Annotated in this window: 18 protein-coding genes; 4 read left to right on the forward strand and 14 right to left on the reverse strand. The window is 66.4% G+C overall.

The features are described 5' to 3' along the window. Positions 1–4 precede the first annotated feature (4 nt). On the forward strand, positions 5–2020 hold the full coding sequence (locus RHOOR92_RS0113920; RefSeq protein ID WP_027490528.1) for an ATP-binding protein: 2016 nt from the start codon (positions 5–7) through the stop codon (positions 2018–2020). A 74-nt stretch (positions 2021–2094) separates the two neighbouring features. On the opposite strand, the gene RHOOR92_RS19720 is transcribed toward RHOOR92_RS0113920, so the two are convergent. Next, a complete protein-coding gene (locus tag RHOOR92_RS19720; protein WP_155950253.1) occupies positions 2095–2382 on the reverse strand; it encodes a hypothetical protein in 288 nt (95 codons plus the stop codon). A gap of 92 nt (positions 2383–2474) precedes the next feature. Then, positions 2475–3404 (reverse strand): hypothetical protein, encoded by a 930-nt coding sequence (locus tag RHOOR92_RS19725; RefSeq protein WP_155950254.1) that lies wholly within the window; start codon positions 3402–3404, stop codon positions 2475–2477. 232 nt (positions 3405–3636) lie between these two features. On the opposite strand from RHOOR92_RS19725, the gene trpE reads away from it, so the two are divergent. Next, positions 3637–5112, forward strand: coding sequence for an anthranilate synthase component I (gene trpE / locus RHOOR92_RS0113930; protein ID WP_007509675.1), 1476 nt, complete (start codon positions 3637–3639; stop codon positions 5110–5112). A gap of 20 nt (positions 5113–5132) precedes the next feature. Here trpE and RHOOR92_RS0113935 read toward each other — a convergent pair whose 3' ends face one another. From RHOOR92_RS0113935 to RHOOR92_RS0113955, 5 genes are read right to left on the reverse strand one after another with little or no spacing between them, the layout of a single operon-like run. After that, a complete protein-coding gene (locus RHOOR92_RS0113935) occupies positions 5133–6104 on the reverse strand; it encodes a BadF/BadG/BcrA/BcrD ATPase family protein (RefSeq protein WP_007509674.1) in 972 nt (323 codons plus the stop codon). After that, positions 6101–7261 (reverse strand): SIS domain-containing protein, encoded by a 1161-nt coding sequence (locus RHOOR92_RS0113940; protein WP_007509673.1) that lies wholly within the window; start codon positions 7259–7261, stop codon positions 6101–6103. Before RHOOR92_RS0113940 ends, RHOOR92_RS0113935 begins: the two co-directional genes overlap by 4 nt. Continuing rightward, positions 7248–8537 carry a D-tagatose-bisphosphate aldolase, class II, non-catalytic subunit gene (locus RHOOR92_RS0113945; protein WP_027490530.1) on the reverse strand — a complete coding sequence of 430 codons (1290 nt, stop codon included), beginning with the start codon at positions 8535–8537 and terminating at the stop codon, positions 7248–7250. Before RHOOR92_RS0113945 ends, RHOOR92_RS0113940 begins: the two co-directional genes overlap by 14 nt. A 14-nt stretch (positions 8538–8551) precedes the next feature. Further along, positions 8552–9484 carry a DMT family transporter gene (locus RHOOR92_RS0113950; protein WP_027490531.1) on the reverse strand — a complete coding sequence of 311 codons (933 nt, stop codon included), beginning with the start codon at positions 9482–9484 and terminating at the stop codon, positions 8552–8554. Further along, positions 9481–11598, reverse strand: coding sequence for a glycoside hydrolase family 36 protein (locus RHOOR92_RS0113955; RefSeq protein WP_027490532.1), 2118 nt, complete (start codon positions 11596–11598; stop codon positions 9481–9483). The genes RHOOR92_RS0113950 and RHOOR92_RS0113955 overlap by 4 nt, the downstream gene beginning before the upstream one ends. Positions 11599–11709: 111 nt before the next feature. Between RHOOR92_RS0113955 and RHOOR92_RS0113960 the strand changes: the two genes are divergently transcribed. Then, on the forward strand, positions 11710–12840 hold the full coding sequence (locus RHOOR92_RS0113960; RefSeq protein WP_007509669.1) for an amidohydrolase family protein: 1131 nt from the start codon (positions 11710–11712) through the stop codon (positions 12838–12840). A gap of 5 nt (positions 12841–12845) precedes the next feature. On the opposite strand, the gene agaR is transcribed toward RHOOR92_RS0113960, so the two are convergent. Continuing rightward, positions 12846–13625 carry a transcriptional repressor AgaR gene (gene agaR, locus RHOOR92_RS0113965; protein WP_007509667.1) on the reverse strand — a complete coding sequence of 260 codons (780 nt, stop codon included), beginning with the start codon at positions 13623–13625 and terminating at the stop codon, positions 12846–12848. Positions 13626–13940: 315 nt separating this feature from the next. On the opposite strand from agaR, the gene RHOOR92_RS0113970 reads away from it, so the two are divergent. Continuing rightward, a complete protein-coding gene (locus RHOOR92_RS0113970; protein ID WP_231378393.1) occupies positions 13941–16634 on the forward strand; it encodes a TonB-dependent receptor in 2694 nt (897 codons plus the stop codon). Between the two features lie 65 nt (positions 16635–16699). On the opposite strand, the gene RHOOR92_RS0113975 is transcribed toward RHOOR92_RS0113970, so the two are convergent. The 6 genes from RHOOR92_RS0113975 to lysA are packed head-to-tail and all read right to left on the reverse strand — an operon-like array spanning position 16700 to position 23500. Continuing rightward, positions 16700–17491 carry an N-acetylmuramoyl-L-alanine amidase gene (locus tag RHOOR92_RS0113975; protein WP_027490534.1) on the reverse strand — a complete coding sequence of 264 codons (792 nt, stop codon included), beginning with the start codon at positions 17489–17491 and terminating at the stop codon, positions 16700–16702. 21 nt (positions 17492–17512) lie between these two features. Next, a complete protein-coding gene (locus RHOOR92_RS0113980; RefSeq protein ID WP_027490535.1) occupies positions 17513–18562 on the reverse strand; it encodes a serine hydrolase domain-containing protein in 1050 nt (349 codons plus the stop codon). Positions 18563–18590: 28 nt separating this feature from the next. Then, the gene (locus RHOOR92_RS0113985; protein WP_027490536.1) at positions 18591–19325 is read right to left on the reverse strand and encodes a M15 family metallopeptidase; all 735 of its coding nucleotides are present in this window, start codon (positions 19323–19325) and stop codon (positions 18591–18593) included. Next, entirely contained in the window at positions 19322–21001 is a 1680-nt protein-coding gene (locus tag RHOOR92_RS0113990; protein WP_027490537.1) for a serine hydrolase, read from the reverse strand. Before RHOOR92_RS0113990 ends, RHOOR92_RS0113985 begins: the two co-directional genes overlap by 4 nt. Beyond that, positions 20988–22199, reverse strand: a complete 1212-nt coding sequence (locus RHOOR92_RS0113995; RefSeq protein ID WP_027490538.1) for a dipeptidase — start codon at positions 22197–22199, stop codon at positions 20988–20990. The genes RHOOR92_RS0113990 and RHOOR92_RS0113995 overlap by 14 nt, the downstream gene beginning before the upstream one ends. Then, on the reverse strand, positions 22196–23500 hold the full coding sequence (lysA, locus tag RHOOR92_RS0114000; RefSeq protein ID WP_027490539.1) for a diaminopimelate decarboxylase: 1305 nt from the start codon (positions 23498–23500) through the stop codon (positions 22196–22198). The genes RHOOR92_RS0113995 and lysA overlap by 4 nt, the downstream gene beginning before the upstream one ends. Between the last annotated feature and the right edge of the window lie 38 nt (positions 23501–23538).

Consider the following 23538-nt stretch of genomic DNA (forward strand, 5'->3'; position numbering starts at 1 on the left):
TCCGATGACCCTGCGCCGCAAGCTGCTGCTGGTCGCGCTGTGCACGCTGGCGCTGCCGGTCGCCGGCTGGCTGTACGTGCGGCAGATGGAAACCCTGCTGCGCGAAGGCCAGGCACAGGCGCTGCTGGCGTCGGCGAATGCGGTGGCGCGCAGCCTGGTGGTGACCGGTGCGGTGGCGCCGACATCGGGCCGGGGCTGGTACGTGCAGCCGGCGCCCTCACCGATCACCATCGATGGTTACGGCGACGACTGGGCGCCGCTGACGCCGTGGAGCCAGTCGCTGGGCGCGCGCGGCAAGCTGCTGCTGGCCGCGGACGACGACGGGCTGTGCCTGTACGCCGACGTGCGCGCCACCCGGCGCACGCGCGCCGACGCCGACGACGCGAACGCGCTGGCCGCCGACCACCTGATCCTCGCGCTGGGCAATGCGGAGGGCCGGCGCCGCTACCTGCTGGCCAGCGCGGCACCGGGGCCGCTCACGGCGCGGCCGCTGGATCCGCCGGTCGACGGCCTGCCCGAGCTGATCACCGCGCAATGGCAGGAGGACGGCAGCGGCTATCGCGTCGAGTTGCGCCTGCCGCGCGGGCTGCATCTGCGCACGCTCGGCGTCGGCGTGTACGACGCGGCGGCCGGCGGCGACCGGCTGGCCGCCGATGCGCGGCCGCTGCTCAGCTACTCGGACAAGCTTTCCGGCGAACTGGCGCAGCTGGTGCCCGACCGCGTGCAGGCCCGCGTGCTGGCGCCGCAAGGCTGGTTGCTGGCGCGCAGCGGCCGCCTGAACACGGCGCCCGGCAGCGACGGCCAGCCGGGCTGGTTCGCCGCGCTGGTCTACCGTTCGCTGCTGGCGACCCGGCTGGAGGATGCGAACCTGTGGGCGCAGGACGTGCCGCGGCTGGATACCCGCGAAGTCGCCGCGGCAGGCATCGGCAAGCCGGTGTCGGTCTGGCGCAGCGGCGAGGAGCGCGGCAGCGTGGTGCTGGCCGCCGCGGTGCCAATCGAACATGCCGGCCAGGTCGACGGCGTGCTGCTGCTGGAGCAGGCCAGCCGCACGGTGCCGCTGCTGGCCAACCGCGCACTGTTCGGTCTGCTGCTGACCAGCTTCGGCGTGCTGCTGGTGGCCGGCGGCATCCTGCTGCTGTTCGCTACCCGGCTCAGTCTGCGGCTGGGTCGCCTGCGCAACGCGGCCGAGCACGCGCAGCTCAACGACGGACGTCTGGACGGCTTGTTCGAGCGCGGGAAATTCCCGATGACCGACGCGCCGGACGAAATCGGCGACCTGGCGCGCAGCTTCGAGCGGCTGTTCGAGGTGGTCGGCAGCTACACCGACTACCTGCGCACGCTGGCCTCGAAGCTCTCGCATGAACTCAACACGCCACTGGCGATCGTGAAATCCTCGCTGGACAACCTCGAACATGCCGCGTTGCCGGCCGAGGCGCAGCCGTACCTGGCCCGCGCCCGTGACGGCGTGGCACGGCTCGGCGCGCTGGTGCGCGCGATGAGCGAGTCGAGCCGGATGGAGCGCGCGATCGCCGCGGCCGAACCCGAGGACGTCGACCTGCGCGAAGTGGTGCGCGGCTGCGCCGACGCCTACCGCCCGCTGATCGGCGCGCGCCGGCTCGACTGCATGCTGCCCGACGCGCCACTGCACCTGCACTGCGCGCCCGAGCTGGTCGCGCAGGCGCTGGACAAGCTGCTCGACAACGCGCTGTCGTTCACCCCGCCCGACGGCTGGCTGCGGCTCACCCTGCGCGGCGCGCCGGACGGCGCCGAGATCGAGCTGGCCAACCAGGGCCCGCCGTTGCCCGCGGCGATGCAGGGCCGCTTGTTCGATTCGCTGGTCAGCCTGCGTGACAAGACCACCCCCGGCGGCGCCCCGCACCTGGGCCTGGGCCTGTACGTGGTGCGGCTGGTGGCCGAACGCCACGCCGGCGTGGCCAGTGCACGCAACCTCGACGACGGCAGCGGCGTGGCGTTCTCGCTGGTGCTGTGCAGCATGCCGCGCAGCAGGTTATGCAGCTGATCAAGCAGACTGCTTCATGAAGGGATCCGCTTAAGTTGGCCGGCAGAAGTTTTTTCCGGGCAACGAAAAAAATTTTAAGCAGAAAAGATTTTGAAAAACGGTACGAAAGTATTGGCAATATTTATTGCCATGCAGGCGAAGAACATCCTTGAGGCGATCACGTTTACAGTTGTCGTCGATAGCTTTTTGCATCGCTTGGCCATCAGGTAACTTACGACAAAAAGTGAACAAAAAAACAGTCCCGCAAGGGTGGCGTGCAAAAGATCCAGCTTGCCGGATGATGATAACCATCCAAAGCTCACGATTGATAATGCGAAAAAGAAAATAGCCCTAATTATCACCATGTTCTCCAGCTCAGCCATTTATGGCGTTGATGCTTTTAAGCTCTCGGCGATACCATCCGGTTTCTTTTGCCCATGAAATAGCTAGCCTTTACGGCCAGCTGCAAACGCCCTCAGAGAGGCCATGCCTCGCAGCGTGGGAGCTCATTGGAGACATTGCTGCATGCCAGCGTCCAGCCGGAGTGATATATGGCAACGGGAGTCCTGATCCCCATTCTTTCCAGATTTGTTAGCTGCGCAGATCCAGCAGCTGCTCCATTAGGACCCGCGGGGAAAATGTAAGTCTTGCTCCCTCCGCCCGAAACCTCTTGTGGCGTTTCTGGAATGGGGTTGCCGACGCCGTCTTTGGAGGATCCCTCAATGTACTCGAATTTCTGTTCATTGAAATTATATCGTATCACCGAGGTGCTGTGATCGGGAAATTCGAGGGTTATATCCATAATAATTGGGACTTTAACGAAGGGTACAACATTTACCACATTCAAAACAGTGCCTGCGGCAGCACGAACGACATTCGGGTAAGCGTCAAGGTGTGAAAAACTGGTCTGTGTGTCAATTGCCATTTGCCGATATACCGGCACTTGAACCATATCAAAGGCAGTCATGGGGCGTGTGCCACTCATTGCGGTAAGCCTCGAGTGCCGTGCATTCAAACCGAACTGTGTCTGGTTAATGCTGACGCTAACCTGTTCCTTGGCGGTTGCGTACACGCTATCATGATTTGACACATAAAAATTCTGAACGGCATTAAATACCGATTGTGTCGCCGAGTCGATGGGCACTATCGTAATATAGGTCGACGTTGCAGTCAAAGTCATGCCGGTAGAAGTTAATCTTGGTGTCAGGCCAGATATATTGTAATGTGTTATTTTTTGATTTACGAAGTCATATAAATAGTGATCTCCGTTGCCTTCATCGAGTGCCTCCTGACGAAGATCGGCTGGGCCGCATGCATTGCATACTGTTGCTGTAACGCTCGCGTTTGCTGAGAGGGGAAGTATGGATAGTGCGAAAAGTCCTGTGAAAAATATGGTTTTTCCCATTCCTTTGTTCTCCCGCATTAAGTTTTGAGAGGTTTGTTGTCGGATGCCGACATGACCTATCCTACATGATAGGCGCGGAAAATTTGGCTCGTTGATATGTAGGCAAGTGCTTACAAAATTCAAGTGGCGCGGATTAACAGACAAACTTCAGATTGAATTTTTCGGTAAGCGCAAGACAGCCGGTGACCACCCTGCTATCGTTTACGCTTCCATTTGACAGTACGGGTCCCACGTGATCTCCCGAGACGAATTCGACGCGCTGGTTGCCCAGGGCCACACGCGCATCCCGCTGGTGCGCGAGGTGTTTTCCGACCTCGATACGCCGTTGTCGGTGTACCTGAAACTCGCTGACGGCCCGTACACCTTCCTGTTCGAATCGGTCGAGGGCGGCGCCACCTGGGGGCGCTATTCGATCATCGGCCTCCCGGCGAAACGCGTATACCGCTTGCGCGGGCATGAGCTCGAAGTGGAGGACTCCGGCGAGGTCACCGAGCGCCGCCATCTCGACGACCCACTCGCGGAAATCGAAAACCTGCGCGCGCAGTACGACGTGCCGCGCTTGCCGCAGCTGCCCGCATTTAGCGGCGGCCTGGTCGGCTACTTCGGCTTCGAGACGATTGGCTACATCGAGCCGCGGCTGGCGCAGTGGGATCGCGCCGACGAGCTGGGCACGCCCGACGTGCTGCTGATGCTGGCCGAGGAAGTGGCGGTATTCGACAACCTCAAGGGCCGGCTGTACCTGATCGTGCACGCCGATCCTTCGCAGCCGCAGGCTTACGCCGAGGCGCAGCGGCGGCTCGACGCGCTGGTCTACCGGCTGCGTCAGGGCGGTGCCTCGTATCCGCAGCTCACCCAGTCGATCGCGCTGGACGAGGACGACTTCAAGTCCTCGTTCACGAAGGACGAGTTCGAGGCGATGGTGGAGAAGGCGAAGGAATACATCCGCGCCGGCGACATCTTCCAGGTGGTGCCGTCGCAGCGGCTCAGCGTGGGTTTCAACGCGCGGCCGGTCGATGTGTACCGCGCGCTGCGCGCGCTGAACCCCTCGCCGTACATGTACTTCGTCGACCTCGGCGAAACGCAGATCGTCGGTTCGTCGCCGGAAATCCTCGCGCGGCTGAAGGACGGCAAGGTGGTGGTGCGCCCGCTCGCCGGCACGCGCAAGCGCGGCGCCACGGAAGAAGAAGACCAGGCGCTGGAAGCCGAGCTGCTGGCCGACCCGAAGGAGCGCGCCGAGCACGTGATGCTGATCGATCTCGGTCGCAACGACCTGGGCCGGATCAGCGAGACCGGCAGCGTCGAAGTGAGCGACTCGTTCGCGATCGAGCGCTACTCGCACGTGATGCACATCGTGTCGCAGGTGCAGGGCACCGTGCGCGACGGGCTCAGCTACATGGACGTGCTGAAGGCCACTTTCCCGGCCGGTACGCTCAGCGGTGCGCCGAAGGTGCGCGCGCTGGAGATCATCCAGGAGCTGGAGCCGTACAAGCGCAACATCTACGGCGGCGCGATCGGCTGGATCGGCTGGTGGGGCGACGCCGACACCGCCATCGCGATCCGCACCGCGGTGATCCACGGCGGCCGCCTGCACGTGCAGGCCGGCGCCGGCATCGTCTACGACTCCGACCCCGCCGCCGAGTGGGAAGAGACCATGAACAAGGGCCGCGCGCTGTTCCGCGCGGTGGCGCAGGCGGCGAAGGGGCTGTAGCTCCCCCAGGCCGACCTCGATCAAGGGGCAGTGGAAACCCCGTGCGCTGCGTGCACCGGATGGTGCGCGAGCATGGCCGCATAGAGTGCGGCGCCGTAGTGAGGTACGTGCTGCGGGGGCCGCATGTCGAAATGCGGGCTGGCGGCGGAAAGCGCATCGCGCAGCGGCGCCAGCAGCAGTTCGCCGGCATTGAACGCGCCGCCGGACCAGGAAACCGGCACGGGTTCGTCCGCTTCGAAGCGCAGCGCCAGGCGCAGCGTGTCGCAGATTCGAGCCAGTTCCTGGCCGGCGTCGCGGAAAATGTTCGCGGCGACGGCATCGCCGGCTCGCGCGGCCTCCGCCACCTGGCACGACAGTTGAGCCAGTTCGCCGCGGGCGTAGGCCTTGCCGCCGTAAACATGGGCGCAGATGTCCAGGTCGTTGTCGAGCTGGAAATGTGCATTGAGGATGGCGTGCAGCGGACCCTTGGGCAGGCGTCCGTCGCTCATGCGCGAGTAGGCGTTGAGCCCGCGCATGGCGATCCAGTAAGCCGAGCCTTCATCGGAAAACGCCTCGCCCCAGCCGCCGGCGCGCGCCGCGATGCCGCGGCGCTGGCCGTAGCCGATCGAGCCGGTGCCGGCCACGATGTTGATGCCGTCGGTACAGGCCAGCGAGCCGGCCCAGCCGCAGACCATGTCGTTGTCGCAAGCGTAGCGATGGTGGCCCAGGACCGCCGCGGGACATGCTTGCAGCTGTGCCGTGGCGCGGCTGTCCTCGCCGTAGGCGGGCAGTCCGAAGAAGGCGTAACCGATGTCGGCCAGCGTCAGGCCGGCTGCGCCGAGCACGCTGGCCACGCCTTCAGCCAGGACGGCATGCACGCCATCCAGGCCGACATGGGGATGGTAAGTCGTGCCGAGCTCCGCCTCGCCAAGCAAGCGGCCGTCGCCGTCGATCAGGGCAAAGCGGGTCCTCGTTCCGCCGCCGTCCACGCCAAGGTAAGCCACCGGATTCATGCGTTCGTCACGTACAGGCGTACGCCCTGGACGACGCGGTTCACCACGCCCGCGGGGTTGGGATTGTCGGGGGCCACGCCCATGGCGCGTGCGCGGAGGAAGGCATGGATCTGCGCGATGGCGACGCAGGGCCACAGCAGGTCCAGATCGACGGCGCCGGCCATCGCGGGCACCGTGATGCCGTCGGCGCCCGACGCCGTGCGCGGCCGTGCGCTCACCTCGACGATGCGCGTCGCGCACCCGTCGCGCCGCAGTTCGTCCACCAGATCCAGATCGTAGCGGCGGGTAAGTTCGTCGTTGGACACGAAAACCATCACCAGGGTGCGCCCGGTGATGAAGGTCTTGGGGCCGTGGCGGAAGCCCAGCGGCGAGTCGAAGCAGGTCGCCACCGCGCCGTTGGTCAACTCGCCCAGTTTCAGCGACGCCTCGCGGGCCAAACCCTGCAATACGCCGCTGCCCAGATAGACGACACGATCGTACCGGCCGAGCGCCAGTTCGTGCAGCAGCGGCAGTGATTCCCCGATGACCCGTCCGGTGGCGCCGGCGATGGCGCCGATGCGCCCATCCATGGTGCCGGCCGGCAGTAGCGCGGCCACGACGGCGTACATCATGCAGCTGAAGCTGGAGGTCATGGCGAAGCCGGTGTCGTGGGTCTCGGCCGGCAGCAGCAGGGTCATTGCGTTGGCCGCTGGCACTTTGCCCAGCGCACCGTCGGCGTTGCAGACAATCAGCAGGTGGCGCACCTCGCGCACCAGCGATTCGGCGAGCTCCACCGCCGCCAGGCTTTCGGGGCTGTTGCCGGAACGGCCGAAGGAAACCAGCAGCAGCGGCTGCTCCGGGTCCAGGTACAACGACGGGGCACACACGATGTCGGTGGTCGGCACCGCGTCCACGCGCGCGGCCAGCATACGGTTCAGCAGCGGCGCCACGCACTGGCCGATATAGGAGGAACTGCCGGCGCCGGTCAGGATCACCCGTGCGGCAGGGTTGTCGATCAGCGGTGCGGCAAAGGCCCGGATCTTCGCGTGCAGCCTGGCCACCAGGGCATGGGTCCGCTGCAGCATCTGCGGTTGCTGCTCGATTTCGCGCGCGGTCCAGATCGCGCCGGTGGCGATCAGGTCGGGCTCGGTCAGGCCCAGGTACTCAGTGGGTGTCATGGTCATGGCATGCATGGTGGTAGTCGTCGAGTGCGGCACTGACGTGTGCCATGGTCAGGGACAGCGGGTCGCGCGTCGCGCTGCCGATGCGCAGGGCGTGCAGCGCATGCGGCAGGAACTGGCTGATCAGCGGGATCGGCGGCGGGTTCGCGCGCAGGTTGTCGAACAGGCGCTGGCGGGCCTGCTCGATCGCCGGGTCGGGCCAGTAGTAGCGGATGCGGTCGCTGAGGCTGTACTGCAGGTCCACGGTCAGCGCATGGTCCCGGCTGTGGTAGTAGCGCTGCCAGTAACCGGGCTGCTCGCGCATGCGCGCCAGCACCACCTCGCGCAGGCGCGCGCGGCGGGCATCCTCGATCCACTCCTGCTCGATCGCATCCAGTGCCCAGAATGCCTCGCGCAGGGCGAAGGTCAGGCCAGGCCCGACCTTGAGGATGGCGAAGTGGTCGCGCACCAGCGATCCCAAGGCATCGCGGGTCTGGTAGTCGGTCGAATGCGCCTCGAACACCATGCCCGGTGCGCCGGTGATGGCTTCGCTCAGCTCATGCGCTTTCTGCGGCTGGTAGTCCACCACGTCGTGGTGGTCGAACTCCACGCCGGGTTGCACCACCGAGGCAATCACCCGCTGCCAGGCCGATGCCAGTCCCGCGGCGATGAACGCCTGGCGATGCGCCTCGATCGTGGCCAGCGCGGCCTGCGGCTTAGTCACGGCCAGGCCATCGATGGACTCGGTCGCACCGCCCGGTACCGGCACCTCGGTGCCGATCACGTACACCGGCGCCTCGTCGCCCGCCCCGGCGTGGGCGGCTTCGGCGGCCCGGCACAGGCGCACCGCGCGGCGCACGATCTCGGCTTCCGGCAGCGGCTCGGGATCGCCGCGGCAGGCCATCGAGCAGTCCAGGTGGATCTTGCGGAAACCGGCGGCCACATAGGCGCCCACCATCACCTCGGCCTTGTCCATCGCTGCTGCGGCGTCCAGCGACGTCCACGGGTTGGGCCCCAGGTGGTCGCCGCCCAAAGCGATGCGCGCATGGTCGAAGCCGACGCGGTCGGCGATGGCGTGGACGAAGGCGACGAAGTCGGCGGGCGTCATGCCGGTGTAGCCGCCGTCCTGGTTGACCTGGTTGCAGGTCGCCTCGAACAGCACGAACGCCTGCCCGCTGCGTTGCGCGTGGCGCAGGCTGGCTTCGATGACGATGGGATGCGCCGAGCAGATCGAGGTCACGCCGCTGGCGTGTCCCTGCTTGTGTCGCGCGATGAGGTCGAGCAGAACATCCATGGGGACGAATCCATTCAGGGGAGTGGAGCGGGTGAGTCGCGCTCGGGCTCGGGTTCGAGCACCAGCAGCAGCGAGGCGATCAGGGCCAGCACCAGGCCAACCATTTTCAGCGGGCCCGGCACGACGCTGGCGAACAGCAATGCCAGCACGGCAGTCACCAGTGGGGCGCCGGCATTGGTCAGTGGCGCGATCACGATCGCCTTGCCGTAGCGGAAGGCGTAAACCAGGGTCAGCGCGCCGACGGCGTTGAGCAGCTGGATCGCCGCGGTCATCCACGGTCCGTCCAGGCCCATGTTGACCGGCTGCGCCCAGTCGGTCATGGCCAGCGCCACCGGCGCCAGCAGCAGTGCGCCCAGGGTCATGTAAAAGAAGATGCTCTCGGCGCGCACGGTGTTGTTGGCCAGGCGCATGAAGTAGGCCTGCAGGCCCCAGGCCAGCATGATCAGCAGCGATTGCAGGAACCAGCCCAGTCCTCCGCTCGTGCCGCCGCCGAACGACAGGTCCATCATCGGCAGCGCCAGCAGCGCCAGCGCGATGCCCAGCGTGCCCGTCCAGCCGGTGCGCTCGCGCAGCAGGAGGAATGACAAGGCGATGGTGATCACCGGCGACAACGCGATGATCGGGAACACGAAGTAGGCCGGCCCGATGGTCAGGGTGTGGAACAGCAGCATCTGTCCGCCGGCGCCAAGCAGGCCGATGGTCAGTCCGTAGATCACCGCGCGCGGCGAACGCTCCAGCACCCAGCCGCTGCGCCAGAGGATGTACAGCGCCGGCGGAATCATGGTCAGCGCCCACACGCAGTACACCAGCGTGTCGGGGAAGCCGTGCTGCGACGACAGCGGCGACAACGCACCCCACACGCCCCACAGTGCGACGGTCGCCAGGGCAAAAGCCAGCCACGGACGGCGGCTTGGCGCGGCGGCGGCATCGATCACCGAAGTGCTCATGCGTGAGCCGCCAGCGGCGTGGCCCGCAGCAGCACGAAGCGCTTGAACGCTACCCGCAGCGTCGCGTCGGACGCCGCCACTTCGCCCAGGTCGACCTCGTTGAACAGATCGCGCACGCGGTAGCGGCCGGCGCCGAGGCCGCGCAGTTGCACCGATCCATTGAAGCTCTCGGCGTAGAAGGCGTAGTACATCGCTCCGTCCTTGGCGATGGCGTGCGCCTCGGGCTTGTCGAAGCCGATGTCGTACAGCGTGCCCAGGTACTCGCCCTTGGGCAGCATGTGCTGCTTGTACAGGGCCACCCACTTGCGCCAGAGCATCTCCTTCTCGGTGGTGAGCTTGTAGCCGCCCGGTGGCAGGGGTTCGGCGGGATGCTCGGTGTCCCTTGGCCAGGTGAACTTGGAGGAGACCACCGCACCGATGCCGACGGTGGATGCGAAGTCGTCGCCACCATCGGACAGTTCCACGTGGTCGCCGGCATAGCTGCTGCGGGAGCCCATCAGCGCCTTCATGGTCTTGCCCTTGCTGCGCACCTGCCACGAGGACAACGGATCGGACGCGGGGTACTGGTCGGTGGCCGGCAGGTTGTGGAAGGCGAAGACGGTGCCGCAGGGACACAGCTCGACCACCGCCTGCGGGTTGGCCTCGTGCGCGGCCCGGTGGATGGCGCTCCAGAACGTGGCCAGTCCCTCGACCGAATCAGTGGGATGGGCATGCTTGTGTGCGGGGTTGTAGCAGGGCGCCACGGCGTTGAGGTGCTGGCCATCGAACTTGATGCCCTCGAAGCCCCAGTCGCCGATCACCTTCTTCACCAGCGCCACGTAGTAATCGATGGTCGGCTGGTAAGCCGGGCACTGGGTCAGCGCATTCCACCAGGTGATGGTCTGGTAAGCGCCGTTCTTGTCCAGCAGCAACATGTCGACGTGGTCGTGCAGCACGTCGCTGCCCGGGTCGGCGGCCAGCGGCGCTATCCACAGGCGTGGATGCATGCCCTGGCTGCGCACCTTCGCGGTGAAGTCACGCATGTCGGCGTCGCCGCGGGGGAACTTGCGCGTGTCGATGCGCCAGTCGCCCTCGTTGGTCTGCCAGCCATCGTCCAGCACCACCCACCCGAAGCCCAGTTCGCGGGCCTTGGGCACGGTGTCCATGATCTGCTTGATGTTGAAGTCGCGCCCGTAGCCCCACGTGCACCAGACCGGCGCGAAGGCCGATTCCGGCGCCAGCGGCGCGACGAGGCCCTCGGCCTGCATGTACTGCCGGTACTGCTGCAGCGGCGCGAAATAGTCGCCGGTATGCACGGCAAGCCAGGTGCGTTCGGTGACCAGCGTCTGGCCCGGGGCCAGGGTGGAGGCCTGCGGCGACTCGACCGCGATGTGCGCGCCGTCGGCGGTCCTGTGCACCGGCAGGTCCAGCGCACGCGCCACCGGTTCCACGTGGCCGACGGCCAGGCCGACGTCGCGGCGCCAGATATCGGCCATCGGGATGCCGCCGCCGTAGTCGGACGAGTCCATGCCCAGCGCGTTGCGCTGGTCGAACCCGTCGGCAAGCGGGCGTACCCAGTCGCGGCGGTCGGTGTGGGTCGCGCCGGCGAAGGTCCAGAACCCGCCGGGCGCGTCGTCCAGTTCATGCGCGGCGTTGCGCCAGCCGGCGACCTGCAAGGCGGCGGTACCGTGGTTGCGGTAGCGGGTCTGCACCACGGCCATGCCGGGCAGGTTGTCGAAGAATGTCACCGCCACCTCCTTCTCGAGGTGGCGGCTGGAGCGTCCGGTCGTGATCGACTGACGGCCAGTGCCGTGGCGCGCGTCCGTGATCGGCTGTTCCTTGTGGCCGGTGATGGCGAAGTCCTCGACCGAGCCGTCGGTCAGCAACAGGCTTTCGCTGGGTTGATAGGGCGTCAGCGGCTTGCCGTGGGTCACGAGGCTGGTGTGCAGCTTGCGGTCGAACGCAATCGCCAGGACCGCGTCCCGGACCACGACACCGGCACCGCCATCCCCGCTGGCGCGCTTGCTGCCGCGGAGCGGAGCTGCCAGCGCCTTCGGCAGGGAGGCCCAGGCCACGCCACCCGCCACGCTGCCGGCAAAGAGCTTCAATACGGTGCGTCGTCCAATCGGGGGCATGATGGGCTCCAGTCGAGGTGTTGTTCCGATTCTGCGTCAGTTCCAGGTATTGCTGCAAGCGTTTCGTTTCGATATGGTGTGAAATAGTTTCGTTATATTACTGGTGATAAGATGAGCATGGTGCTCCGCCGCATGATGATGGGCCTGGTCGCGGTAGCGATCTCACTTTCCGTTGCCGCCACTTCGCCTCTGTCGAAAACGGCGGACACCGCCGCCGTTGCGCACAGCTATTCCATGGCGGACTTCACCCGTGTGCGCAAATACGACGCCCACGTCCACGCCAACAACCCGAACACGGCGTTCCTCGAGCAGGCCCGCGCGGACGGCTTCGAATTGCTGTCGATCAACGTCGACTATCCGGACTTCCCCAGCCTGGAACGGCAGCACGCCATCGCCCTGACCCTTGCAGCGAAGGATCCGCAGCATTTCCATTGGGCCACCACGTTTTCCATGAAGGGCTTCGGTACGCCGGGCTGGACCGAACGGGTCAACGCGAGCCTGGCCCGGGATGTGGCCAAGGGGGCGCTCGCGGTGAAGATCTGGAAGAACGTGGGACTGGTGGAGAAGAACGCCGACGGCAAGCTGATCATGCTCGACGATCCGGGCCTGGCGCCCGTGGCCGAGCAGGTCCGCGCGCTCGGCGTGGCCCTGATCGACCACCAGGGGGAGCCGCGCAACTGCTGGCTGCCGCTCGACCAGATGACCACCGACAACGACCGCGAGTACTTCAGCAAGCATCCGCAGTACTACATGTACCTGCACCCGGATCAGCCGAGCTACGAAGAGCTGATGCGCGAGCGCGACCGCTTCGTCGCCGCGCATCCGAAGCTGCGCTTCGTCGGCGCGCACCTGGCCAGCCTGGAGTACGACGTCGACCGGATCGCCGCGTTCCTCGACCGCTTCCCCAACGCCACCGTCGACATGGCCGCACGCATGAGCCAGGTGCAATACCAGTCGGTGCGCGATCGCGAGAAGGTGAGGAACTTCTTCATCCGCTACCAGGACCGGGTGCTGTACGGCACCGACCTGACCTTTGCCGCGGACGCCGATCCCGCGGAATTCAGGCGCGAGGCGCATCGGGTATGGAGCTCCGACTGGCGCTATCTGGCGACCGGCGAAACCCAGCGGGTGGACATGATCGACGCCGATGTGCCGGGTCTCGCGTTGCCGCGCGCGGTGGTGGACAAGATCTACTACGCCAACGCCGTGCGCGTCTTTGCTGTGCCCAGGCCGGTCGACTGAAGGGCTTACGCCAGCTTCAGCTCGAAACCGAGTTGCTGGCTGGCCTGGATGATTTCCTCCGGCGCACCGGTGTCCGTGATCAGCATGTTCAACGCGGCAACGGGGATGATGCGATGCAGACAGATCTTGCCGAACTTCGAGCTGTCCGTGATGGCAATGACCAGGCGGGCGGTCTCCACCATCTTGCGGTTGAGCAGCGCCTCGGGCTCGTAATGGGTGGTGATGCCGCGCTCCAGGTCGAAGCCATCCACGCCGAGGAACAGCTTGTCTACATGCAGCGCGTCCAGCGCTTCGACGGTCAGCCCTCCATAGAACGCCATGCTGCGGCGTCGCAGCTCCCCGCCGAGCATGACGATGGTGATGTTGTTCTTGGGGGCAAGCGCAGTCAGCACGCCGTAGTCGTTGGTGACCACGGTGATGTCGATGTCCTGAACCGCTTCGGCCAATTGGATGGCCGTGGTACCCGAGTCGATGACGACCGTGTCTCCGGGCTTGATCAGTGCCGCGGCGCAAGCGCCTATGCGACGTTTCTCATCCAGGTGGGTGGTGCATTTCGCTTCGTAGTTGGGCTCGGCCGAGGCACCGTTCATCACGCCACTGTCGATCGCCCCGCCATAGGCCCGCGCCATGACTCCGCGTTCGGCCAGATAACGAAGATCTTTGCGCACGGTCTGCGCGCTCACACCGAAGCGGTGAGCAAGGCTGGTGACCTGGACGCTGCCATGCTGGCGGACGAGTTCGCTGATCTGGAGGCGTCGTTGACTGGTGTCGCGGGTGGCGGTCATGGGGGGATTCCTGCGGGTGTCCAAATTATGCCGTATTTCGTTGTATTTCGCTATTGATGTATAACGAAACATGATATAGGCTCGGTTTCGTTGTTTAGTCAGCAGGTCCGTCGCCTAGCCCCTGGAGGAGAGCCAGTGAATACCGCGCCCCTACACCGAAACACACTGTTTTATGCAGTTGCGTTTGCCCTGCTGATGCCTGCGACAGCCCTGTCCCAAGCCACGCCAGGCAGCGCGCCCGCAACGCAAGAGTCGCAGACAACACAAGAGTCGCAGACGTCACCGTCGGATAAAACGGCGCAGACGCGCGACAACGTGACCGATTTGGGAGCGGTGGTGGTCACCGGCGTGCGCGCCAGCCTGGCGCGCTCGACCGAACTCAAGCGCGACGCCGGTACCGTGCAGGATTCGATCAGCGCGCTCGAGCTGGGCAAGTTCCCCGACGACAACGTGGCCGATTCGCTCAGCCACATCACCGGCGTGTCCATTTCGCGTACTGCCGGTGGCGAAGGGCAGAGAGTCAGCGTACGTGGCCTGGGCCCGGAGTTCACGCTGACCACCTTCAACGGACGCATCCTGGCCACCGACGGCGCCGGCCGCGATTTTGCCTTCGATGTATTGCCGGCCGACGTGATCAGTGGCGCCGACGTGATCAAGGGCGCTCAGGCCTCACTGACCGAAGGGGCCATCGGCGGCCTGGTCAATCTGCGCTCGGCCAGTCCATTCGACCAGAAGGGCCAGCACGGCATCGTGCGCCTGGAAGGCGATCGCAACCTGATGTCCGAACTCAACGGAAGCAAGCTCTCGGCCACCTACAGCAACACCTTCGCCAACGACACCATGGGCGTGCTGCTGGGCGTGGTCTACGCCCATCGCAAGGATCGCACCGACATTGCCGGCAACGATGGCGGCTGGACCCGGAACCCGGATCCCAACGATCCCAACTGGTGGGGCAACGCCTGGGGCGGCAACATCGACCCCAACGGCAACGGCGTACTGGATCCGAACGAATACGGCCTGATCGCCCCGGGCCAGTTCCGGGTTGGCTCGATCATGGAGGACAAGAAGCGCAGCGCCTTCTCCGGCAAGTTCGAATGGCATCCGAGCGACAACGTGCGCATCGTGCTGGACGGCCTGAAAACCCGCCTCGACTCGCCGCACGTGGCCTACCAGCAATCCTACTATCCGCTGTTCGCGCCGGGCCGCTGGTCCGACATCACCGTGCAGAACGGCATCGTCACCGGCTTCACCATGAACAACCCGGATCCGGAACTGCGGCTCAATCCGGAACTGCTGAACCAGACCGAATACCGCGTGGTCGACACCGACCTTTACGGCCTCAACGGCGAGTGGAAGGTCACCCCCGACCTGACCCTGACCGGCGATCTGTACCGCTCCACCTCGAAGCGCCACTCCGGTGGCCAGGACACCTACGCCGTCCTGCGCATGAACCTGCCCAACACCGCCCGCATCACCCTGGGCCCGAATGCGGTGCCCAATGTCGATGTCCAGTTCAACGACGGCCGCAACCTTGCCACGGGCCTGGCCAACGGCCAGTTCACCGAGTCGGACTTCAACACGCATTACATGGAGTTGAGCGGCGACAACATCGAGGACAAGATCACCGGTGGCACGGTGGCTGGCAACCTGCTGGTCGGCCGCTGGGGCGTGGACCGCCTGCGCTTTGGCGCGACCCGCACCGACCGCAGGAAGTCGCGCGACCTGATCAACAACACCCTCAACGGCGGCGCCGACTACTACTCCGGAAACAATGCCATCAACGTGGCCGACCTGGGCGCCGGAGTGATCTCGCACAGCTTCCACCTGCCGCACTTCATGGATGACGTGAACAGCAGCTTCCCGCGCAGCTTCGTGGCCTTCGACGTGCCCAACTACCTGGCCCGGCTGCAGGCCTACGACGGCCACCTGCGTCCGGACGGCACGCCGTACAACTATGCCCTGGCCGGCCCGAAATGGAACCCGCTGCAAAGCTACCGGGTTCGCGAGAAGACCGATGCCTTCTACGTGCAGGCGGACATGTCGGGCGACCGCTGGGACGGCGACATCGGCGTGCGACTGGTGAAGACGAACACCAGGGCCCAGGCCTGGGATGCCAAGATCCTGAACATCACCAAGAACGGCGCGTTCAACTACACGGCAACGTACGCTGCCCCGACACCGGTCGTCCAGAACGCCGACTACACCTTCCTGCTGCCTTCGGCGAATTTCACCTGGCACTTCACCGACCAGTTGCAATTGCGCCTGGGTGCGGCCAAGACCATGGCCCGCCCGCCGGTCGACCAGCTCGCGCCGACCAACACCACCGCGAGCGTGTCGTGGGGCGAGTTCACCCAGGTCTACGGCGGCAATGCGCACCTGAAGCCCTATAGCGCGGCGCAGGGAGACATGTCGCTGGAGTGGTACTTCGCCGACCATTCCATCGCCAACGTGGCCGTGTTCTACAAGCGCATCAAGAACCAGATCACCACCAGCTGGGAGCCGGGCCAGGACATCGGCGTACCGGGTTACCTGTTCAACGTCATGCGTCCGATCAACGGCGATTACGCCAAGGTCAAAGGCCTCGAGGCCGGCCTGCAGCACTTCTGGGAAAGCGGTTTCGGCGTGAATGCCCAGTACACCCGCAACTGGTCGCGCAGCTGGGTGAATGGCGAGGAACGCCCGCTCGAGGGCATCGCCCCGGCGACCTATTCGCTGGGCGTGATGTACGAGAAGGGCAAATGGTCGCTGGGCGCCAACGCGGTCCGCACCGATGGCTTCGTCACGGCGATCAACGTAATCGGCACCGGCTACAACACCCAGGCCGCTGCGATCACCTGGTTGACCGCACACGTGACCTACGAAATCAACGACATGTTCAGCATCAGCCTCCAGGGGCAGAACCTGCTGGACGATGCGCAGACCTACAGCATCAACGGCAACCCGCTGCTGTCGCAGGGCTATAACCGATATGGCCGGTCTTTCAATCTGGGAGCAAGCTTGCGGTTCTAGAGCGTCGATGGGAACCGGTGGCTCCCGCGGAGGTATGTGGTTTGGGGCTGGCGAACGCTTCGGTATCAGTCCGGTTGCGGAACTGGGCCTGGCTTGTCGCTGGCTGTGATCTGCAGCGCGAGGTTGTACAGGATGCGCAGGTCCTCATCGTCCAGCACGTCACCCTGCATGCCGCGGAAGTGATGGTGGAACGCACGTACCGCGGCGGCGCGGTCGTCCAGCGGGTAGCCGATCGCGGCCAGCGCCAGCCATGGGTCGAAGCCGCTAGGCGGATCGATCAGTGCGCCGCGCGGCCAGCGGCCGTAGCCGGCGTCGGCCAGTTGCCGCCACGGGAAGCGCGGGCCGGGGTCGTCCTTGCGGCCGGGGGCGAGGTCCTCGTGGCCGATGATCTGCGTACGCGGGATGTGCAGCCGTGTGCTGAGGTCGGTCAGCAGGCGCAGCAGGCTGTCGATCTGCGGTTGCGCGAACGGCGTGGCGCCGTCGTTGTCCAGTTCGATACCGATCGAGGCGGAATTGATGTCGGTGATCGTGCCCCAGTGCCCGGGGCCGCCATGCCACGCGCGCAACTGGTCGGCCACCAGCTGGTAGATGTGGCCGTCGGCGCCGATCAGGTAATGCGAGCTCACCGGCCCGCCGCTGTTCGCCGTGCGCAGGGTGTCCAGGCTCTGCTGCACCGACTGCTGCTGGGTGTAGTGCAGCACGATCAGCACCGGCCGGCGGATGTCGTGGTTCGGCGACGGCACCCAGGTCGCCAGCGGGTTGCGCGGCGGCAGCGGCGCGCAGGCGGCGAGCAGCGCGAGCAGCGCCAGCAGGGCCGCGCGGCGCAGCTGGCGGGGCAGGGCGAACGGATCACGCATCGCTGACGGCTCCTTGCTCCATCACTGCAGGTACGGCGCGGCGATCGCCAGCGCGGTGCGGTACGGTTCCGGCTCGTTGCGGTTGCTGAGCAGGATCACCGTGAGGCGTTGCTTCGGCCAGCGCACGATCACGTTGCGGAAGCCGATGCTCTCGCCGGAGTGCCACAGCGTGTCGCCGGTGATGCGCCAGCCGTAGCCGTAGCTGGCCTCGTACGGCTCGCCGGTGACCTTCACGTGCGGGCTGAAGGCGAGCTTGCGCGAGGCGGCGCTGAGCAGGCGGTCGTCGTACAGCGCGGCGTCCCACTTGGCCAGGTCGTCGATCGAGGAATAGATGCCGCCGTCGCCGCGGGTGGCGCTGGTGACGCTCTGGTCGGTGCGCGTCCAGCCGCCGTTTTCTTCGCTGTAGCCGTAGGCGCGATTTTCCACCTCGGGGCCGCCGCGCTCATACAGCAAGGTGTGGTCCATGTGCAGCGGCTGGAAGATGTGCTGCCGGAGATACAGCGGCAGGCTGATGCCGGAGGCGCGCTCCACCACCAGGCCGAGCAGCACGTAGCCGGAGTTGCTGTAGCGGTAGGCCGTGCCGGGCGCGAAATAAGTCTTCGGCGTGGCGGACAGCAGGCGCAGCACGTCGTTGTCGCTGACCTGTCCGCTGGTGCCGGGCGGAATCAGGTCCTCGTAGTCGACCAGGCCGCCGGTGTGCGTCAGCAACTGGCGCAGGGTGACCGCGGCCGTCGTTTCCGGCAGCGAAGGTAACCAGCGGCGCACCGGATCGTCGAGCTTGAGGCGGCCGCTTTCGGCCAGCAGCAGGATCGCCGTGGCGGTGAACTGCTTGCTCACCGAGGCGAGCCGGTAGTTGGTGGCCGGCGTGGCTTTGCCTTCGTCCTCGAGATTGGCCAGGCCGTAGCTGCGGCGCACGATCGGCTTGCCGTCCTTGAGCACCAGCAGCGAGGCGCCAGGGACGTCGCCGCTATAGCGCTGCATCAGTGCGTCGATCGGGTCGACCGGCTTGATGCCGCTGGCGCAGCCGCCGAGCAGCAAGGTCAGTGCGAGGCCAGCAAGCAGTTTCGGCATGGCGGAATCCCCCCTGTTCGTGGTGCCGTCATTGCACCGGCACGTCGTAGATCGTGTGCGGCGTCGGCTCCGGCGAGAGCGTGTAGTGCCACCACTCCATCGGGTAGTTGCGGAAGCCTTCGCGCCGCATCGCGTCGCGCAGCAACTGGCGGTTGGCGTGTTGCTGCGCGGTGACGTCGGGCGCGTCGGTGTGTGCGCGCACGTCGAAGAAGTCGAAGTCGGTACCCATGTCCAGCGCTTCGCAGCGCTTGCCGTCGGCGGCGCAGCGCTCAAGGGTGAGGTCGATGGTGGCGCCGCGGCTGTGGCCGGAGACCGGCGCGATGTAGTCGCCGAGCAGTTTCGACTTGTCCGGCGTGGGGTAGTGCTGCGGCTTGGTGCGCTGATCGTCGAGGTCGTGCGCCCAGCGCACGAAGTGCGCCACCGCGCGGGCGGGGCGGTAGCAATCCCAGATCTTCAGGCGCCGGTGTTGCGTGCGCAGTTCGTGCTCGACCCGCGCCAGTGCCTCGGCGACCGGGCGCAGCAGCAGGCACTTCGGCGCCAGGTAGCCGTCCACCGGCGCACCCACGAAATTGTCGCTGCCGGCGTACTTGATGTCCTCGGCCATGTCCGGCACCAGGCTGCGGATATCGACCAGGTTGGCCGCGGCGGCAGTCGTCGCCGGCGACAGGGTGGGCGGTTGCTCCGCGGCATGGGCGCGGCCGGTGGCGCCGAGGGCGACGAGCAAGCCGAGCAGGAGCAGGGGACGGCGGGTCGAGATAATCATCGGTGGCAACCCCCACGACGCTGGAAAGCCAGGTCTTCGTAGTCGGAGCTGAAATCGCCTTGCGGGTCGAGCTTGGCCATGCGCAAGGTGATCGGCTGGCTGGCGGTGGCCGCGTGGAAATCCAGCCACGCGTCCAGCTCGCCGCTGTCCCAATGCACCAGGTAGCGGTCGCCCAGGCGCATCACCGTGCCGGTCAGCGTGGGCGACTTCGCGGCGGCGAAACGCAGCTTGCCGTCGCGCGGGCACAACGAGACATCGCCGAACCACGGGTCGCGGTATTCGCCGGTCCAGGAGGCCAGCTCCGCCGTGGTGGCCGGCCGTTGCGCCGAGGTATCCGGGGCGGTCGAGCCGGCGGGGCGCTGCGCGGCCTGCCGCTCCAGCGCGTCGGCATACCAGTTCACGTCGCGCGGTTCGTCGGGTGCGGTGAAGTGCTTGACCAGCATTTCGCCGAGCACGGTGCGCGCATCGTCCGCCTCGCCGTTGATCATGAACACGAAGCCGCTCTTGCGGTCCGGCAGCAGCGCCAGCATCGAATACATGCCGTTCAAGGTGCCGGTGTGCCAGACCAGCCACTGGCTGTCGACGTCGGCCATGCGCCAGCCGTGGCCGTAGGCCATCACATGGGTGTTGTCCCAGGCACGGCGCTGCTCGGAAACGGGGATCAGCATGTGCGGCGCCTGCAGCACGCCGCGTTGCACCGGCGACAGCCACTTCAGCTGCGCCGTGCTGGGCACCAGCCAGTTGCGCGCCCAGGCCAGCATGTCGGTGAGGTCGCAGCGGATGCCGCCGGCGGCGGCCGAGGTGATCGCGGGAATCGCGGCGTCCTCGGGTATTGCCACGTTGTGGCCGCCCTCGCGGCGATGCGGCGTGGCCACGTCGCCCACCGTGTCGCGGTTCCACGCGCCGACCTGGCAGCGGTCCAGGTGCAGCGGCTCGAACACTTCGCGGCGCATCAGCGTTTCGTACGGCGCGCCGCCCGCGGCGGCGGCGACTTCGCCGGCCACCACGTAGAGCAGGTTGTCGTACTGGTATTGCGCGCGGAAGCTGTAGCCGGGCTTGATGAAGGCGAGGCCGTGGATGATGTCGGCGCGGGTGAACGCGTTCGGTTCAGGCCACAGCATCAGGTCGCCGCCGCCTTCGGGCAGGCCGCTGGAATGGGTGAGCAGGTCGGCCACGCGCATGTTCGCGGTGACCCACGGATCGTTCATGCGGAACTGCGGCAGGTACTTCGTCACCGGATCGTCCCAGCGCAACTTGCCCTGGTCGACCAGCCGGCCGAGCAGGGCGGTGGTCATCGCCTTGCTGTTGGAGGCGATCTTGAACAGCGTCTGCGGGGTGATCGGCTGGCCGGAGCCGGCGACGGTCTCGCCGGTGGTGCGCACGTAGACGACCTGGCCGTGCTCGATCACGCCGACGGCGATGCCGGGCAGGTGATAGCGGGCGATGGTGGCGTCGACGATCTTGTCGAGCGCCCTGGTTTCAGGTGTTGCTGTGCCGGCGTGGGCGCTGGCGGCCGTCAGGACCAGCGCGGTGGCGAAGAGCCAACGGCGTCCACGTAGGTTGGGGTGAGCGAAGCGAACCCCAACATGCTCTCGGTGCGGCGGAATTTGTTGGGGTTCGCTTCGCTCACCCCAACCTACGAATGCGTCAACGGCGGCTGCGTCAGCGCTGCGCATGGCGCTCGACCTCACCCCACACGCGCAGCAGGTTGCCGCCCCACAGCTTGGCGATGTCGGCGTCGCTGAAACCGGCGCGGCGCAGCGCCGCGGTGACGTTGCGGGTTTCGCCGGCGTCCTTCCAGCCGGTGATGCCGCCGCCGCCGTCGAAGTCGGAGGCGATGCCGACGTGGTCGATGCCGGCCACCTTCACCATGTGCCGGATCTGCTTCACGTAGTCGTCCAGGGTGGCCAGCGGGTATTTTTTCTGGATCTCGGCCATGCCGGCTTCCATCTCCGGCCGGTAGTCGTCGCTGTCGCTGTCGTACTCCTTCTCGCCGGCCTGCTTGGCGATGGCGTTCTGCAGTTTCTTTTCGGCGGCCTCGCGGCCCGGGTCCTTCTTCAGGAATTCCTTGTAGGCCACGGCGTCGATCACGCCGCCCTTGGCGGCGATCGCGCGCAGCAGGTCGTCGGGCAGGTTGCGCGGGTGGTCGAGCACGGCGCGGGCGCCGGAGTGCGAGGCGATGAGCGGCGTGCTGGACAGCTTGAGCGCATCGCGCACGCAGTTGTCCGAAGCGTGGGAGATGTCGACCAGCATGCCGAGCTGGTTGGCGCGTTTCACCACGGCGCGGCCGAAGTCGCTCATGCCCTTGTCGCCGGCGCCGTTCATCGCCGGCTCGCCATGCTCGGTATCGGGCAGCGAGCTGGTGCACAGGTCGTTGTTGCCGACGTGGACCAGGCCGACGGAGCGCGCGCCGCGATCGAACGCGGCGTCGAGGCGGTGGATGTCGTGGCCGAGCGAGTAGGCGTTCTCGATCTCGATCGTCGCCGAGAGCAGGCCGGCCTTGTGGTTGGCGAGCAGCTGTTCGGGCGTGGTGGCCAGGCGGATGCGGTCGGGATACATCATCAGCATGCGGCCGATGCCGTCGTATTTCTGGCTGGCCTGTTGCACCGCCTTGGCGTAGCCGGCGGCGTCGAGCTGGTGCTGCGGCACCCAGACCACGAAGAACGCCGCGTTCAGGCCGCCGCGCTCCATCTTGCCCAGGTCGACCAGCAGGCGGGTATCGTGCCCGACGTCGAAGCGCGGCTCGCCCATGTAGTTGAACGGGATGTCGACATGGGTGTCGATGGTGATCGGCGGATCCTGCTGTGCTTGCGCGGGCAGCGTCCCGGCGACGCTCAAGGCGGCGAGGAGGGCGAGGCGGACAGTCGTGTTCATGGCGTTTCCCAGTTCCGGGCCGGCTGTTCACCGGCGATCATGTCCTCGAAGTGCTGGCGCCGCCGCACCACGGCGTAGCGGCCCCGCTGCAGCAGTACCTCGGCGGCCAGCGGCCGCGAGTTGTAGGTGGAGGCCATCGACGTACCGTACGCGCCGGTGGCCTTGATCAGCAACAGGTCGCCGGCGGCGCACTCGGGCAGTTCGCGTGCGCGGGCGAAAGTATCGCCGGTCTCGCACACCGGGCCGACGATGTCGTAGGTGGCCATCGGGCGCGGCTCGTCCGCTACCGGCACGATGTCGTGCCAGGCGTCGTACAGGCTGGGCCGCTGCAGGTCGTTCATCGCCGCGTCCAGCACCAGGAACGTGCGTTCGATGCCGGGTTTGACGCGGATCACCCGGGTCAGCAGCACGCCCGCCTCGGCGACCAGGTAGCGGCCCGGTTCCAGCAGCAGGCGGCCGCGGAAGCCGGCCAGCGCCTCGCGGATCGCGCCGACGTAATCGGCCGCGGCCACCGGCTGGTCCACGCCGGCGCGATAGCACACGCCCAGTCCGCCGCCGACGTCGATGCTGTTGACCGGATGGCCGGCCTGCTCGAGTTCGCGCCAGAACGCGGCGACCCGCTGCAGCGCCAGCCGGAACGGTTCGACGCTGAGGATCTGCGAACCGATGTGCACGTGCAGGCCGTCGAGCTGCACGTGGGTGAGCTGGCTGCGTTCGGCGAACCAACGGCGCGCCTCGTCGATGCTGACGCCGAACTTGTTCTCCGACTTGCCGGTGGAGATCTTCGCGTGGGTCTGCGCGTCCACGTCGGGGTTGATGCGCACGGCGGCGCGTGCGGTCGTTTCCTGCGCCTGCGCGACCCGCTGCAGGGTATGCAGTTCGTCCAGCGATTCGACGTTGAAGCGCATGATGCCGACGCTCAGCGCGCCGGCGATCTCGTCGGTGCTCTTGCCGACGCCGGAGAACACGATGCGCTCGGCCGGCATGCCGGCGTTGAGCGCGCGGCGCAGCTCGCCGACCGAGACGATGTCGGCACCGACGCCGGCGTTCGCCATCAATTGCAGGATGGCGAGGTTGGGGTTGGCCTTGACCGCGAAGCAGATGGTGGCGTCGAGGCCGGTCAACGCGGCCTGGAGTTCGCCGATGCGCTGGTGGATCGCGCTGGCGGAGTAGGCATGCAGGGGCGTGCCAATCCGCTGCGCCAGGGCCTGCAGGTCGACCCCGTCGAAGTGGCGGTGGGCGTCGTCCGCCTGCGTGGCAGTTGCCGTCGTCGTCGGGCGGCTGGTTGTTGGCGTGGACATGGCCTGGTGCCGTTGCTGCTGCGGTGAAACCGCAAAAA

Origin of the sequence: Rhodanobacter sp. OR92 (assembly GCF_000427545.1) — a bacterium.
GTDB lineage: Bacteria > Pseudomonadota > Gammaproteobacteria > Xanthomonadales > Rhodanobacteraceae > Rhodanobacter > Rhodanobacter denitrificans.

Excerpts from the sequence above, each read along its gene's own strand:
- RHOOR92_RS0113920 (WP_027490528.1), top strand. The coding sequence starts at position 5 with ATGACCCTGCGCCGCAAGCTGCTGCTGGTCGCGCTGTGCACGCTGGCG.
- RHOOR92_RS19720 (WP_155950253.1), bottom strand. The coding sequence starts at position 2,382 with ATGGCTGAGCTGGAGAACATGGTGATAATTAGGGCTATTTTCTTTTTC.
- RHOOR92_RS19725 (WP_155950254.1), bottom strand. The coding sequence starts at position 3,404 with ATGGGAAAAACCATATTTTTCACAGGACTTTTCGCACTATCCATACTT.
- RHOOR92_RS0113935 (WP_007509674.1), bottom strand. The coding sequence starts at position 6,104 with ATGAATCCGGTGGCTTACCTTGGCGTGGACGGCGGCGGAACGAGGACC.
- RHOOR92_RS0113940 (WP_007509673.1), bottom strand. The coding sequence starts at position 7,261 with ATGACACCCACTGAGTACCTGGGCCTGACCGAGCCCGACCTGATCGCC.
- RHOOR92_RS0113945 (WP_027490530.1), bottom strand. The coding sequence starts at position 8,537 with ATGGATGTTCTGCTCGACCTCATCGCGCGACACAAGCAGGGACACGCC.
- RHOOR92_RS0113950 (WP_027490531.1), bottom strand. The coding sequence starts at position 9,484 with ATGAGCACTTCGGTGATCGATGCCGCCGCCGCGCCAAGCCGCCGTCCG.
- RHOOR92_RS0113955 (WP_027490532.1), bottom strand. The coding sequence starts at position 11,598 with ATGCCCCCGATTGGACGACGCACCGTATTGAAGCTCTTTGCCGGCAGC.
- RHOOR92_RS0113960 (WP_007509669.1), top strand. The coding sequence starts at position 11,710 with ATGAGCATGGTGCTCCGCCGCATGATGATGGGCCTGGTCGCGGTAGCG.
- agaR (WP_007509667.1), bottom strand. The coding sequence starts at position 13,625 with ATGACCGCCACCCGCGACACCAGTCAACGACGCCTCCAGATCAGCGAA.
- RHOOR92_RS0113975 (WP_027490534.1), bottom strand. The coding sequence starts at position 17,491 with ATGCGTGATCCGTTCGCCCTGCCCCGCCAGCTGCGCCGCGCGGCCCTG.
- RHOOR92_RS0113980 (WP_027490535.1), bottom strand. The coding sequence starts at position 18,562 with ATGCCGAAACTGCTTGCTGGCCTCGCACTGACCTTGCTGCTCGGCGGC.
- RHOOR92_RS0113985 (WP_027490536.1), bottom strand. The coding sequence starts at position 19,325 with ATGATTATCTCGACCCGCCGTCCCCTGCTCCTGCTCGGCTTGCTCGTC.
- RHOOR92_RS0113990 (WP_027490537.1), bottom strand. The coding sequence starts at position 21,001 with ATGCGCAGCGCTGACGCAGCCGCCGTTGACGCATTCGTAGGTTGGGGT.
- RHOOR92_RS0113995 (WP_027490538.1), bottom strand. The coding sequence starts at position 22,199 with ATGAACACGACTGTCCGCCTCGCCCTCCTCGCCGCCTTGAGCGTCGCC.
- lysA (WP_027490539.1), bottom strand. The coding sequence starts at position 23,500 with ATGTCCACGCCAACAACCAGCCGCCCGACGACGACGGCAACTGCCACG.